The organism is Pseudomonas sp. KU26590 (assembly GCF_026153515.1).
Classification (GTDB): Bacteria; Pseudomonadota; Gammaproteobacteria; order Pseudomonadales; family Pseudomonadaceae; genus Aquipseudomonas.
Window position 1 is genome coordinate 2741841 of record NZ_CP110644.1, and the last position, 14459, is coordinate 2756299.

Here is a 14459-nt window from a genome sequence, read left to right on the forward strand (position 1 = left end):
ACCAAGGGTGCCTGCTCTTGGTTTGGCCCTTCCTTCGTCAGGGTTCCTTCACTCCGGTCTCGCTCCGTGGGCCCGCGCCGAACGGACATCCATGTCCTGACGGCGCTCTCGCCGCATCCATGCGGCTCGGCCCACTCCGCAAAACCTGCGTTCAGCCTGCACCCAAGTCGCGATTGGCGGTGACTGAGCTTTTTGTGTACGAAGATCAAAAGCGTGTTTAAGGCAGATCAAAAGCTTCCCGGCTGAAGCCGGTCCTACAGTCGAGGTTACCGTCACCATTATTGTTGATCGTTCCCCCGCTCCGCGTGGGAATGCATCCTGTGACGCTCCGCGTCGGATGTCTGGCTTGATGCACATCTTCTACAGGACGCGGAGCGTCCGAGGCGGCATTCCCACGCGGAGCGTGGGAACGATCAACGTGCGCAGTTAGTGGGACCGGCTTTAGCCGGGAAGCTTTTGATCTGAGTTCGCTTCTGCTTTTGCTTTTGATCTTGCTACGCAAAAAGCCCAGACACCGCCAAACGCGACTTGGGTGCAGGCCGAACGTAGACGACGCGCAGTGGGCCGAGCCGCATGGATGCGGCGAGAGCGCCGCTAGGACATGGATGTCCGTTCGGCGCGGGCCCACGGAGCGTCGTCGGAGTGAGGGTATCCCGACGGAGGAGGGACCTAACCAGGAGCAAGCACCCTTGGTTACTTGGGGTGCTTTTCCAAGTAACTCGCCGAAGGCGAAACAGCAGGCCGTTAGGCCGCCCCATAACAACAGCCCACACAAATAATGGATATAAACCCGGTGTAAAGCCCGCAAAGCCCCTAAAACACTCACTCTTTACGCTTTCTTTATGCCCCCACCCCCCGTCGCTCTCGTTCCTTTACACCCCCACTGAACACAATTGCCCCACACGGCAGTCGCCGTATGACGGAGAGTTTTTCATGAGCGTTCTGGATGGGGTGTCACTGCTGCTCGCAGCAGGGTTATTCGTTTACTTGCTGGTTGCGCTCCTGCGCGCCGGCCGGGTTGAGGAGTAACGGCCATGCACAGTTACGACTACCTGCTGATACTGGCGTTTTTCGCCTTGGTGCTGTTGCCCGCGCCGCTGCTGGGACGGTTCTACTACAACGTCATGGAAGGTAACCGGACCTTTCTGACCCCGGTCATGGGCCCCGTCGAGCGCATCTGCTATCGCCTGTCCGGCGTCGACCCCGCGATCGAACACAACTGGAAAACCTACACAATTGCCCTGCTGGCCTTCAACCTGGCCGGGTTCGTCGTCCTGTTCGCCATCCTGCTCCTGCAAGGCTCGCTGCCGCTCAACCCCCAAGGATTGCCGGGGATGGAATGGTCGCTGGCGTTCAACACCGCGATGAGCTTTGTCACCAACACCAACTGGCAGAACTACAGCGGCGAAGCGTCCCTCAGCTACCTTAGCCAGATGGCCGGTCTGACCGTGCAGAACTTTGTCAGTGCCGCCACCGGCATCGCAGTCCTGGTCGCCTTCTGCCGAGGCATCAGCCGCCGCTCGACGCAGCACCTGGGCAACTTCTGGGCGGACATGACCCGCGCAACCCTTTATGGGCTGTTGCCGATGTGCATCATCCTCGCACTGTTTCTGGTGTGGCAGGGCGTCCCGCAAACCTTCGCCCACTACGTGGACGCCGTGACCCTGCAAGGTGCCGACCAGAGCATTCCGCTCGGCCCGGCCGCCAGCCAGATCGCGATCAAGCAGCTGGGTACCAACGGTGGCGGCTTCTTCGGCGTCAACTCGGCGCATCCGTTCGAGAACCCGACTGGCTTGAGCAACCTGTTCGAGCTGGTGTCGATCATTCTGATCCCGGCGGCGCTGGTGTTCACCTTCGGTCATTACGTCAAAGACCTGCGTCAGAGCCGGGCGATCATCGCCTGTATGCTGGTGTTGCTGCTGATCGGCGGCGCCACATCCCTGTGGGCGGAATACCAGCCCAACCCGACGCTGAACATGGCCACGGTGGAACAGACCGCGCCCATGGAAGGCAAGGAAACGCGTTTTGGCACCACGGCAACCGTGCTGTGGGCAACCGCGACCACCGCTGCTTCCAACGGCTCGGTCAACGGTATGCACGACAGCCTCAACCCGCTGAGCGGCATGGTGGCGCTGGCTAACATGATGGTCGGCGAAGTGATCTTCGGCGGCGTTGGCGCAGGGCTTTACGGCATGTTGTTGAACGTGCTGATCGCGGTCTTCCTCGCCGGCTTGATGATCGGCCGCACCCCGGAATACCTCGGTAAAAAACTTCAGGCCCGAGAAGTGAAGCTGTTGGTCGCGACGCTGATCGTGATGCCGGTCGGCGTACTGGTGTTCGGCGCCGTGGCCGCCTCTTTGCCTGGTCCGGCAGGCTCGGTAAGCAACCCTGGCGCCCACGGCTTCAGCCAGTTGCTCTATGCCTACACCTCGGCCACGGCCAACAACGGCTCGGCGTTCGGCGGTTTCAGCGGCAACACACTGTTCCATAACCTCTTGATGAGCCTGTCGATGTTCATTGGCCGCTTCGGTTACATCCTGCCGGTGCTGGCGCTTGCGGGCAGTCTGGCGGCGAAGAAAACCGCGCCGCTCAATCAGAACAGCTTCCCGACCCATGGCCCGCTGTTCGTGACCCTGTTGACCGTGACCATTTTGCTGGTGGGCGGGCTGACGTTCTTGCCGACCCTCGCACTGGGGCCGATTGCCGAACATTTGAGCCTGGCCTTCTGAGGACCGAATCATGAACATGCAGCTTCCTGCTACAAATAAGACACCCGAACAGCCGTCCACCGTGGGCGCACCGGCCAAGACAGCGATGGCTGACCTTTGGCGGCCTGCGCTGGTTCAGGCTTTCGTCAAGCTCGACCCGCGCCAGTTGCAACGGGCGCCGGTGATGCTGGTGGTGGAACTGACCGCCATCCTGACCACGATTCTGTGCCTGATCCCCGACCCGGCCGTGCCGACCTTCGTGGCGGTGCAGATCGCCGTGTGGCTGTGGTTCACCGTGCTGTTCGCCAACTTCGCCGAAGCGCTGGCCGAAGGGCGGGGCAAAGCGCGGGCCGACAGCCTCAAGGCAGGCACCGAGGGTTTGAAAGCGCGCCTCAAAAGCAGCAACGGTGCGTTTGGAATGGTCAACGCCAGCACCTTGCGCAAGGGCGATGTGGTGCGCGTCGAAGCCGGTGAGATGATCCCCGGCGACGGCGAGGTGATCGAGGGCATTGCGGCGGTCAACGAAGCGGCGATTACCGGTGAGTCTGCGCCGGTGATTCGCGAGTCCGGCGGCGACCGTTCGGCGGTGACCGGCAACACCCGACTGGTGTCGGACTGGCTGCTGGTGCGCATCAGCGCCAACCCCGGCGAATCGACCCTGGACCGCATGATTGCGCTGGTCGAAGGTGCCAAGCGTCAGAAGACCCCCAACGAAGTGGCCCTCGACATTCTGTTGATTGGCCTGACGTTGATCTTCCTGCTGGTGGTCGTGACCCTGCAGCCTTTCGCGCACTTTGCCGGCGGTAACCTGCCGCTGGTGTTCCTCGTGGCGCTGCTGGTGACCCTGATTCCGACCACCATCGGCGGCCTGCTCTCGGCCATCGGCATCGCCGGCATGGACCGCCTGGTTCGTCTGAACGTGATCGCCAAATCCGGCCGTGCAGTAGAGGCGGCGGGTGACGTGCATGTGTTGCTGCTGGACAAGACCGGCACCATCACCTTCGGCAACCGTCGTTGCGCGGCGGTGTATGCGGCGCCGGGCGTCAGCCCTAAAGAACTGAGCGAAGGCACGCTGCTGGCTTCGCTGGCGGATGACACCGCCGAAGGCAAGTCCATCGTCGAATACCTGCGCGCGCAGCAGCCGATGACCGAGCCTGCGCCGAGCCAACTGACGGCGGTGCCGTTCACGGCGGAAACCCGCTTGTCTGGCGTCGATTTCGAAGGCCGCGTGTATCGCAAGGGCGCCGTGGATTCGCTGCTGAAATTCCTCGGCCGTGACCGCAGCGACCTGCCGCCAGTGCTGGCGCGGGAAATTGACAAGATCGCCAAGACCGGCGGCACGCCGCTGCTGGTCTGCGGCGACGGCAAACTGCTGGGCGCGATTCACCTCAAGGACGTGGTCAAGCCAGGCATTCGCGAGCGTTTTGAAGAACTGCGCAAACTGGGCATTCGCACCGTCATGGTCACCGGCGACAACCCGCTGACGGCGGCAGCGATTGCGGCAGAGGCGGGCGTCGATGACGTGCTGGCCGAAGCCACTCCCGAGAAGAAACTGGAGCGCATCCGTCAGGAACAGAACGACGGGCGTCTGGTGGCGATGTGTGGCGACGGCGCCAACGACGCGCCGGCGCTGGCACAGGCCGATGTCGGCATGGCCATGAACGATGGCACCCAGGCGGCACGGGAAGCGGCCAACATGGTCGATCTCGACAGCGACCCGACCAAGCTGCTGGACGTGGTGCAGATCGGCAAGGAATTGCTGGTGACCCGCGGCGCGCTGACGACTTTCTCCATCGCCAACGACGTGGCCAAGTATTTCGCCATCCTGCCGGCACTGTTTGCGGCGATTTATCCGCAGCTGGGCGTGCTCAACATCATGCACCTGGCCAGCCCGCAGAGCGCGATTCTGTCGGCCATCGTGTTCAACGCGCTGATCATCGTCGTGCTGATCCCGCTGGCACTGCGCGGCGTACGGGTGCAGGCCGCGAGCGCTGCGCATCTGCTGCGCCGCAACCTGCTGGTGTATGGGCTGGGCGGGCTGGTCGTGCCGTTCGTGGGCATCAAGGCGATCGACCTGTTGTTGACGGCCTTGCACCTGGTTTAACGCACTGATTGCGCTGCGCGGTGACTGATCCCGCGTGGCGCTCACTTCGAATGAGGAATGAATGATGTCCAGTGTATTGCGTCCGGCCGTGAGCCTGATCGTTCTGATGACCCTGATCACCGGCGTGGCTTACCCGCTGGTGGTGACCGGCGTCGCCCAAGTGGCGTTCCCGGATCAGGCCAATGGCAGCCTGGTGTACGACGACCATGAAAAGGTGATCGGTTCGGCGCTGATCGCACAGAATTTCACCGGCGAAGAGTGGTTCCATCCGCGTCCGTCTGCCGGGGCCTATGCCACCGTCGCCAGCGGCGCGAGTAACCTGGCGCCGAGCAATCCGGCGCTGGCGAAGCGAGTGGCCGATGATGCCGCCAAAGAGAAAGTCGAGAATCAGGGCCCGGTGCCGCTGAACCTGCTGACCACCTCCGCCAGCGGTCTTGACCCGCACCTGTCCCCGGCAGCGGCGGAGTATCAGGTGGCCCGCATCGCCGCGGCGCGTAACCTGCCGCGCGAGTCGGTGCAGAAACTGGTGGCGGACAACACCCAGACCTCGCTGATCGGCCCGCCGGTGGTGAACGTATTGGACTTGAATCTGGGTCTGAATCGGTTACCGTCTGGCAAAGTGGTGAACTGAGTCCGCTGGACAGTCCGGCTGGCAACACCCTCGGTCGCTCCGACAATTGATCTCGGCCGGGACAGGCATCTGTGGCGCACTGAACCTTTAGGAGCGCGCTTGCCCGCGAAGACTTAGGCACGGACGATAGAGAAACGTCGGATGTACCGGCCCATTCGCGGGCAAGCGCGCTCCTACAATTGGTCCCGGCCAAGGCAGACATCTGTGGCACGCCGCGCTTCTACAATTGGCCTCGGCCAGGGCAGACATCTGCGGCACACCGCGAACCTGTAGGAGCGCGCTTGCCCGCGAAGACTTAGGCACGGACGATAGAGAATCGTCGGATGTACCGGCCCATTCGCGGGCAAGCGCGCTCCTACACTTGGCCTCGGCCGGGGCAGACATCTGCGGTACACCGCGAACCTGTAGGAGCGCGCTTGCCCGCGAAGACTTAGGCACGGACGATAGAGAATCGTCGGATGTACCGGCCCATTCGCGGGCAAGCGCGCTCCTACACTTGGCCTCGGCCAGGGCAGACATCTGCGGCACACCGCGCTCCTGCAATTGGCCTCGGCCAAGATAGATATCTGTGATGCCCATCTGAGTGGGCGACAACCAACGATCACCCGTCATCCAATGGATCAGGACAACCTTCGTGAACTCAACCACCCGCGCCGATGCTTTGCTGGTCAATCTTGCTCGAGACGATCGCGGGCGGCTGAAGGTGTTTCTCGGCGCGGCGCCCGGCGTGGGCAAGACCTACGCCATGCTGCAGGCCGCGCACACGCAGATGCGGCAGGGCGTTTCGCTGCTGGCCGGGGTCGTCGAGACCCACGGGCGTGCCGAGACCGAAGCGCTGCTGGGCGGTTTGCCGCAGCAACCCATGGTTCGTTCCGAGTACCGCGGGGTCATGCTTGAAGAGATGGACCTGGACGGTCTGCTCGCGGCGAAACCCAAACTGGTGCTGGTCGACGAACTCGCTCACAGCAACGCCCCCGGCAGCCGCCACGCCAAGCGCTGGCAGGACATTCAGGAACTGCTCTCGGCGGGGATCGACGTCTACACCACGGTCAACGTTCAACACCTGGAAAGCCTCAACGATCAGGTGCGCGGCATCACCGGCGTGCAAGTGCGCGAGACCCTGCCGGACTGGGTGTTGCAGGAAGCCTACGAGCTGGTGCTGATCGACCTGCCGCCCCGGGAGTTGCTGGAGCGGTTGCGCGACGGCAAGGTGTACGTGCCGGAGCAGGCCCGCGCCGCCATCGACGCCTTTTTCACCCAGACCAACCTCACCGCGCTGCGGGAAATGGCGATGCAAACCGCCGCCGCCCAGGTCGACAACGATCTGGCGCTGGGCTATCGGCAGTTGGGCCAGGCGGCGCCGGCGGTGCGCGGTCGTCTGCTGGTCGGCATCGACGGCGACGCCCAGGCCGAACGGCTGGTGCGCCACGCCAGCCGGGTTGCGCAACGTCGGCATCTGCCGTGGAGTCTGGTGCACGTCGACAACGGGCGCTTTTTCGATGAGCTGGCCAGAAGCCGTTTGCAGAATGCCCAGCAACTGGCCGAACGCCTCGGCGGGGAAGTGGTGGTGCTGCGCGCGCCGGAAGTGGCGAAGACGCTGATTCAACACGCCATCGAACGCCGCGCGAGTCTGGTGCTGGTGGGCCAGTCGCGTCCTTCGCTGCGCCGTCGGGTGCTGGGAGGCGGCCTGGCGTCGCGTCTGTTGCGCAATGCCCACGGGCTTGAAATCAACGTGCTCGACAGCGAGTCGCGTCCTGATCAGCCGCAGTCCACCTCGCCACGCAATCTGGTCTGGTTCGACTACGCACTGGCGCTGTTCGCCACGGTTTGCGCCAGCGCACTGGCCTGGGGGGTGTCCAGCTGGTTGGCGCTGCCGAATATCTCCCTGGTGTTTCTCGCTGCCGTGTTGCTGGTGGCCGTGCGCAGCAGCGTCGGCCCGGCGATGGTCTGTTCAGTGCTGTCGTTTGTGGCCTATGACTTTCTGTTCATTCCGCCGAATTTTTCCCTGAGCATTCAGCGCGAAGAAGACGTGCTGACGCTGCTGTTTTTTCTGTTGATGGCCGCGCTGACCGGCAATCTCGCCGCCCGTCAGCGTCGCCAGTTGCAAGCGCTGCGCGACACCCAGGAAGAGACCAGCGAACTGCTCGACCTGTCCCGCCGCCTGACCGCCGCCACCGATCGCCAGGCCGTGCTCAGTGCGGCTGATCATCACCTGGCCGGTTGGAGCGAGTTGCAGCTGTGCGTGCTGGACAATGACCGCGAAGAGGGCTGGAAGGTCGAAGTGGGTGGGCCGCTGGAGTTTTCCGAATTCGAACGTGCGGCGGCGGACTGGGCCTGGCAGCACGGGCAACCGGCCGGCAAGGGCACCGGTACGCTGCCGTCGGGGAGTTGGTGGTGGCTGCCATTGTGGGTCGACGACGCACCGCTGGCGTTGCTGGGGATTCGTGCGAAACAGGGCCAGACCTTCACCCCTCAGCGTCGACGTTTGCTCACGGCGCTGAGTCAGCCATTGGGTCAGGCCCTGGCGCGGGCGCGTCTGGCCGAAGACCTGGAAGCCGCGCGTTTGCACGGCGAGACCGAACAACTGCGCAGCGCCTTGCTGGCCTCAGTGTCCCACGACCTGCGCACGCCGCTGACCGCCATGCGTGGCAGCATCGACAGCCTGCTGGCGCTGGGCGAGGCGATTCCGCTGGAAGACCGTCGCGAGTTGCTTGAAGGCACCCGCGACGAGGCCGAGCGTCTGGATCGCTACATTCAGAACCTGCTGGACATGACGCGCTTGGGCCACGGCGCGCTGAAGCTGGCGCGGGACTGGGTCTCGCCGGGTGACATCGTCGGCAGCACGCTCAATCGCCTTCGCGCCGTCCTCGCGCCGCTGCAGGTCATGACCGAGTTGCCGGCCGAACTGCCGCTGCTGTATGTCCACGCTGCGCTGATCGAGCAGGCGCTGATCAACGTGGTCGAAAACGCCGCGCGCTTCTCGCCGGTCAATGGCCGTCTGCTAATCGCGGTCGCTGCGCAGAGCGAGGAGATTGTTTTCGCCGTCAGTGATGAAGGGCCGGGGATACCCGAGAACGAACGGGCGAAGATTTTCGACATGTTCTACACCGCCGCGCGGGGTGACCGAGGCGGGCAGGGCACGGGGCTGGGTCTGGCGATCTGTCAGGGCATGGTCGGCGCCCATGGCGGACGGATCAGCGTCGACGACGGCATCGACGGTCGCGGCACCTGCATCAGCCTGCACTTGCCGCTGCAGGCGCAGCCCGAAGCGGAAATGGACCAAGCGGTCTGAACCCGCTTTGCGCTACGCTGACGTTCTTCCGTTACCGACCTTTTCTTTCATGACAGGACACCCATGAGCCAGACGGCGACCATTCTGGTGATCGATGACGAGCCGCAGATTCGCAAATTCCTGCGCATCAGCCTCGCATCGCAAGGCTACAAGGTGCTGGAAGCTGGCACCGGCAACGACGGCCTGACCCAGGCCGCGCTGAATAAACCCGACCTGCTGGTGCTCGACCTGGGCCTGCCGGACATGGACGGGCAGGACGTGCTCAGCCAGTTTCGCGAGTGGTCGACGGTGCCGGTGCTGGTGCTGTCGGTGCGTGCCAGCGAGGGCGAGAAGGTGCGTGCCCTGGACGCCGGCGCCAACGATTACGTGACCAAACCGTTCGGCATTCAGGAGTTTCTGGCGCGAATTCGTTCATTGTTGCGCCAGGCGCCGGAGAGCGGTCAGGTGGAATCGGCGGTGGTCATTGGCCCGCTGAACATCGATCTGGCCTACCGCCGGGTGTCCCTGGGCGATGTCGAAGTCGGCCTGACCCGCAAGGAATACGCGGTGCTGGCGCAACTGGCGCGCCATCCCGGGCGGGTCATCACCCAGCAGCAACTGCTCAAGGACATCTGGGGCCCGACCCACGTCGAGGACACCCATTACCTGCGCATCGTGGTGGGTCACCTGCGCCAGAAACTGGGCGACGACCCTGCTGCGCCGCAGTACATCGTCACCGAGGCGGGGGTCGGGTATCGATTGATGAATGCGTGACCACCGATGGGTCGCAACCGCAGATTCCGCGTACGGTTGACGCCGCAGCGATCCCGTTGCCTGAGCTGACGCCATTCCTTCGTAGGGAACGGCTCCAACAGATTCGGCGTTAATCATCGAATCGTGTACAGGCGCAAATCTCCGTAGGAGCCGGCTTGCTGGCGAACCTGTTGTGTCAGCCAACATCTTCATATCTGGTCCACCGCATTCGCCAGCAAGCCGGCTCCTACAGTAGGTCGGGGTTCGACCTTGAGCCCGAACCCGCTGCAAAACCTGTAGGAGCGCGCTTGCCCGCGAACACGGTGTGTCAGCCAACATCTTCATATCTGGTCCACCGCGTTCGCCAGCAAGCCGGCTCCTTGTATCTCGACTTTGTCTTCACAGAAGGTAAAGTTCTCGACTGATCATCGAGGGAAAGGCGTGAAGACGACCGGCTCCTAGTGGCGTTATAGCCTGCGAAGTAGATCCATTCTCCGCCTTTCCAACCTCACTCATTGAGCTCGTACGATATCTAGAGCCACGTTGTGAGCTCGCATTTACAAGGTCGAAGCCGAGTGACGCGATGATTGATCTTCAGTTGAAAAGGAGAACAGCATGTCTGCATTCGTTGGCGTTGACATGGCCAAGAATACTTTTGATGTTGCAACGCCGTTGGACAATGGCAAACACCGCACCAAGGGCAAGTTGAGCAATGATGCCAAGGGATTTGTCGAGTTCGAGTCCTGGCTCCAGAAGCATGCCACCGCGGATGCGCTGATTGTCATTGAGGCCACGGGTAACTACCACGAAGCGCTGGCAGATTTCCTTTTTCAAAAGGGATATCGGCTTCATATCGCGAACCCAGCCACCACCGCCGCTCATGCCAAGTCGGAGCTGTCACGCAACAAGACTGACAAGACTGATGCCAAACTCATCTCCGATTTCGCCATGCAGAAGCATCGCAAGCTAAGGCTTTGGGTGCCTGAGCCACAGTCGCGGCGCCGCCTGAGGGCGTTGGTCCGCCGTCTGGAAGATCTCAACGAGATCCGTCAGATGGAGAAAAACCGCCTGGAAGTTGCCAGCCCGAACGTCGTAACGTCGATCGAATCGGTGATTGCTCATGTCTCGGAAGAAATCACCGAAACCGAAAAAGCGATCAAGCAGCACATCGACGATGATCCTGACCTGCGCGGCAAGAGCGAGTTGATGACCTCCATTGATGGCATAGGCGAGAAAACTGCCGCGCTGATCCTCGCGGAACTGGGAGACCCTTTGGATTACGAGGGACCGAAAAAGCTCTCTGCCTTCGCTGGATTATCGCCCAGGCAGGACCGTTCTGGAGGTTACGTGGGTGCAACCCGCATTAGCCGAACCGGCTCGTCGCGGCTCAGGGGCGGCCTTTACATGCCCGCGATCGTAGGAATTCAACACAATGAGGTGCTGAGCGAGTTCGCCAAGAGATTGAAGGCGAACGGAAAGGCTCCCAAGCAAGTTATCTGTGCAGTGATGCGCAAGATGTTGCACCTGATCTATGGCGTGCTTAAGAGCAACAAGCCATTCGACCCTGGAATTGCTTTGGCCGCTTGAAGGCTGATCGACTAGGACTTGGATGGCCAGGTTGTCGCTGCCGTGTGAGCTGCGGAGGTACCTTCGTGCCTGCCTGAAAGCAGCAGCGCTAACGCGCTTCTGGGGTTGCAGTCGGGACTTCAAGACGATATCTACAGTAGGTCGGGGTCCGACCTTGAGCCCGACCCCGCTGCAAAACCTGTAGGAGCGCGCTTGCCCGCGAAAGCGGTGTGTCAGCCAACATCTTCATATCTGGTCCACCGCATTCGCCAGCAAGCCGGCTCCTACAGTAGGCCGGGGTTCGACCTTGAGCCCGAACCCGCTGCAAAACCTGTAGGAGCGCGCTTGCCCGCGAACACGCTGTGTCAGCCAACATCTTCATATCTGGTCCACCGCATTCGCCAGCAAGCCGGCTCCTACAGTAGAGCCGGGTCCGACCTTGAGCCCGACCCCGCTGCAAAACCTGTAGGAGCGCGCTTGCCCGCGATAGCGGTGTGTCAGCCAACATCTTCATATCTGGTCCACCGCGTTCGCCAGCAAGCCGGCTCCTATGTATGGACTCGCCTCCACTGTCTACCCGCTTTTCAACACCGCCACCCGGTTGCATCTATGTATAAGGCCTGTTCGAGGAAGCCGCTCTGGGCTTCTGGCCAACATTGGTTGAGCTCGCGGTATGCCTATTACAGTCAGGCCTCAAGGGCCAGTAGGAGCCAAGGCATCTATCCGCGACGGTCTTACCTGGGGTCAATGTTTTCTAGCAGGGGCAGGAGCGCTTTTGCGCCCCGGTGGCAGAACGCTTTGGATCAGTGACTCATCGCCGCCGCCTGCCTATTGGACGGCTCACGACGATAAGTCTGATCATTCTGTAAAAGCGACCAGATGATGCGCAGGTTGCGGTTCGCCAGCCGTACGGCGGCTTTTTTGCTTCCCAGACGGCTCAGCCACTGCAACAGCCGACGGTCATCCGGCTGCTCGGAGTCGTGCCGCAGCTGCCTCAACACTGCATGAGCACCCTGTATCGCCAGGCTGCGGATGTACCCATCACCACGCTTGGTCATTCGACCCAGGCGAACCCGCTCTCCTGAGCTGTTTTGATCGGGCACCAGGCCGAAGTAGGCCGCAAACATGCGCGCGTCAGCGAATCGCTCAGGCCGGGTTTGCTTGGCTACTATCGCGGTGGCAATGATCGGCCCGACACCGCGTATGGTCATCAGCCGCACGGCGGTCTTGTCCCGTTTCGCAGCAACCTCCAGACGCCCGGTCAATACACTGACTCGCTCGCCCAAATGGCGCCATTCGCCCAGCAACTCGTCGATCAGTTCGCGCAACATCTCCGGCAACGGCTGGGTAGCGTCTTCCAGTACCCGAGGTACTTTCTGGCTGATCGCCACCTCGCCTTGCGCCATGGCGACGCCGTGCTCGAGCAGCAAACCGCGCATCTGGTTACCCACTGCTGTGCGCCGACGCACGTAACCTTGGCGAATACGGTGCAATGCCTGCATGGCCAACTCCGCGGCACTTTTGATGGGCACTGCCGAAATTCTGCTGTCGCGGCCCGCGCGCAATATTGCGAGCGCATCGTTGCGATCATTCTTGGCGCCGCTGCGATGATCAGCGACGCGCCCGGCTGGAAGTATGCGTGCCAGATTGCCCTGATCTTGCAGCTGCCGCGCCCAGGCTTGAGCGCCCGGACCGGTTTCCATGAGAACGATAACGTGCGGTTCGAGCTTGCACAAAAATGCGTAGAAGGCTTCTCGTGACTTGATCCGCTCCTCATAGAGCACCTGGCCCAAGGCATCTTCACCAGCGATCTGAAAGACCCGCTTGGCAAGATCAATCGCCACGGTGGTGCATGCCGGGAGATCGGATGAAGACAGAGACTGATTAACCGTCGTATGCTTTTTCATGGACTCGCCCTCGCTGTCGTTGGCTGTTTAGACTGCCACCGTGGCGCATTGACGCCTCGGCCTGGGCGAGTCCATCCAATTACAGTAGGTCGGGGTTCGACCTTGAGCCCGAACCGCCGCAAAACCTGTAGGAGCGCGCTTGCCCGCGAACACGCTGTGTCAGCCAACATCTTCATATCTGGTCCGCCGCGTTCGCCAGCAAGCCGGCTCCTACAGTAGAGCCGGTTCCGACCTTGAGCCCGAACCGCCGCAAAACCTGTAGGAGCGCGCTTGCCCGCGAACACGGTGTGTCAGCCAACATCTTGATATCTGGTCCACCGCATTCGCCAGCAAGCCGGCTCCTACAGTAGGTCGGGGTTCGACCTTGAGCCCGAACCCGCTGCAAAACCTGTAGGAGCGCGCTTGCCCGCGAAGCCGGTGTGTCAGCCAACATCTTCATATCTGGTCCACCGCATTCGCCAGCAAGCCGGCTCCTACAGTAGGTCGGGGTCCGACCTTGAGCCCGAACCCGCTGCAAAACCTGTAGGAGCGCGCTTGCCCGCGAAAGCGGTGTGTCAGCCAACATCTTCATATCTGGTCCACCGCATTCGCCAGCAAGCCGGCTCCTAAAGTAGGTCGGGGTCCGACCTTGAGCCCGACCCCGCTGCAAAACCTGTAGGAGCGCGCTTGCCCGCGAAAGCGGTGTGTCAGCCAACATCTTCATATCTGGTCCACCGCATTCGCCAGCAAGCTGAACTGGTCAAGTAATTCTGGACACCCGTCTAGGTTTTCAAGCTGCCGCCCGCTCCGCAGTTACAGGCGACCGGTAGCCGTTGTAGCTGTGGGGGCGACGGTTGTTGTAACGCATGACATAACGCTGCACGTCCAACTGTGCTTCATGCGCTGACGAATATCCTTCTTTAGGCACCCATTCCGATTTCAGGCTGCCAAAAAATCGCTCCATCGGGGCGTTATCCCAGCACTCGCCTTTGCGACTCATGCTCTGTCTCAAACCATGGGTCACCAGCTCATTGCGGAATTTATGGCTGGTGTACTGACAGCCCTGATCCGAGTGAAACAGCACGTCCTTAGGGCGCCCGCGAAGCTCAACCGCCATTCTCAATGCCTCACAAGTCAGCGAAGCGTCGGGCGTCATCGAAAAGGACCAACCCACAATCCTGCGTGCAAACAAGTCGAGCACTGCAGCGAAATACATCCATTGCTTACCCACTTTTATGTACGTTACATCCCCGCACCAAACAGTATTGGGGGCATCCACATCAAACTTGCGTTTGAGCAGATGCGGCGCCACCAATGCCTCGACCCCTGAAGATTTGTATTTGTGCGGGCGACGCTGACAGCTCACGACCCCGGATTCACGCATGAGAGTGCGGGCCATGTACCGGCCAACCTGATGCCCTTCGCTGCGAAGGTCACTGGCCAGCGTTCTTGCCCCGCCGATCCCCGCGACTCCTTATGAAATCTGACTAACAAAGTTCTAAGCCTCGCACGGGTGCGGTTGACGACGCCCTGGCGCTGG

9 protein-coding genes are annotated in these 14459 nt (G+C 61.8%); 7 read left to right on the forward strand and 2 right to left on the reverse strand.

Going from position 1 to position 14459, the window contains the following annotated elements:
• The first annotated feature begins 933 nt into the window (after positions 1-933).
• From kdpF to OKW98_RS12120, 7 genes are all read left to right on the forward strand, one after another.
• Positions 934-1029: a K(+)-transporting ATPase subunit F gene (gene kdpF / locus OKW98_RS12090; protein ID WP_037009437.1), complete on the forward strand. Its 96-nt coding sequence runs from the start codon at positions 934-936 to the stop codon at positions 1027-1029.
• Between the two features lie 5 nt (positions 1030-1034).
• Positions 1035-2729 carry a potassium-transporting ATPase subunit KdpA gene (gene kdpA, locus OKW98_RS12095; RefSeq protein WP_265389360.1) on the forward strand — a complete coding sequence of 565 codons (1695 nt, stop codon included), beginning with the start codon at positions 1035-1037 and terminating at the stop codon, positions 2727-2729.
• A gap of 85 nt (positions 2730-2814) precedes the next feature.
• The gene (kdpB, locus tag OKW98_RS12100) at positions 2815-4812 is read left to right on the forward strand and encodes a potassium-transporting ATPase subunit KdpB (protein ID WP_265389717.1); all 1998 of its coding nucleotides are present in this window, start codon (positions 2815-2817) and stop codon (positions 4810-4812) included.
• A 64-nt stretch (positions 4813-4876) separates the two neighbouring features.
• Positions 4877-5443 (forward strand): potassium-transporting ATPase subunit KdpC, encoded by a 567-nt coding sequence (kdpC, locus tag OKW98_RS12105; RefSeq protein WP_265389361.1) that lies wholly within the window; start codon positions 4877-4879, stop codon positions 5441-5443.
• 634 nt (positions 5444-6077) lie between these two features.
• Entirely contained in the window at positions 6078-8735 is a 2658-nt protein-coding gene (locus OKW98_RS12110) for a sensor histidine kinase (RefSeq protein ID WP_265389362.1), read from the forward strand.
• Between the two features lie 63 nt (positions 8736-8798).
• The gene (locus OKW98_RS12115) at positions 8799-9488 is read left to right on the forward strand and encodes a response regulator (protein ID WP_265389363.1); all 690 of its coding nucleotides are present in this window, start codon (positions 8799-8801) and stop codon (positions 9486-9488) included.
• A gap of 594 nt (positions 9489-10082) precedes the next feature.
• Complete coding sequence (locus OKW98_RS12120; RefSeq protein ID WP_265389364.1) at positions 10083-11054, forward strand: transposase; 972 nt, start codon at positions 10083-10085, stop codon at positions 11052-11054.
• A gap of 782 nt (positions 11055-11836) precedes the next feature.
• On the opposite strand, the gene OKW98_RS12125 is transcribed toward OKW98_RS12120, so the two are convergent.
• Positions 11837-12940: an IS110 family transposase gene (locus tag OKW98_RS12125; protein WP_265385193.1), complete on the reverse strand. Its 1104-nt coding sequence runs from the start codon at positions 12938-12940 to the stop codon at positions 11837-11839.
• Positions 12941-13709: 769 nt separating this feature from the next.
• Positions 13710-14318, reverse strand: coding sequence for an IS3 family transposase (locus OKW98_RS12130; RefSeq protein WP_265389365.1), 609 nt, complete (start codon positions 14316-14318; stop codon positions 13710-13712).
• Between the last annotated feature and the right edge of the window lie 141 nt (positions 14319-14459).

Excerpts from the sequence above, each read along its gene's own strand:
- kdpF (WP_037009437.1), top strand. The coding sequence starts at position 934 with ATGAGCGTTCTGGATGGGGTGTCACTGCTGCTCGCAGCAGGGTTATTC.
- kdpA (WP_265389360.1), top strand. The coding sequence starts at position 1,035 with ATGCACAGTTACGACTACCTGCTGATACTGGCGTTTTTCGCCTTGGTG.
- kdpB (WP_265389717.1), top strand. The coding sequence starts at position 2,815 with ATGGCTGACCTTTGGCGGCCTGCGCTGGTTCAGGCTTTCGTCAAGCTC.
- kdpC (WP_265389361.1), top strand. The coding sequence starts at position 4,877 with ATGTCCAGTGTATTGCGTCCGGCCGTGAGCCTGATCGTTCTGATGACC.
- OKW98_RS12115 (WP_265389363.1), top strand. The coding sequence starts at position 8,799 with ATGAGCCAGACGGCGACCATTCTGGTGATCGATGACGAGCCGCAGATT.
- OKW98_RS12120 (WP_265389364.1), top strand. The coding sequence starts at position 10,083 with ATGTCTGCATTCGTTGGCGTTGACATGGCCAAGAATACTTTTGATGTT.
- OKW98_RS12125 (WP_265385193.1), bottom strand. The coding sequence starts at position 12,940 with ATGAAAAAGCATACGACGGTTAATCAGTCTCTGTCTTCATCCGATCTC.
- OKW98_RS12130 (WP_265389365.1), bottom strand. The coding sequence starts at position 14,318 with ATGGCCCGCACTCTCATGCGTGAATCCGGGGTCGTGAGCTGTCAGCGT.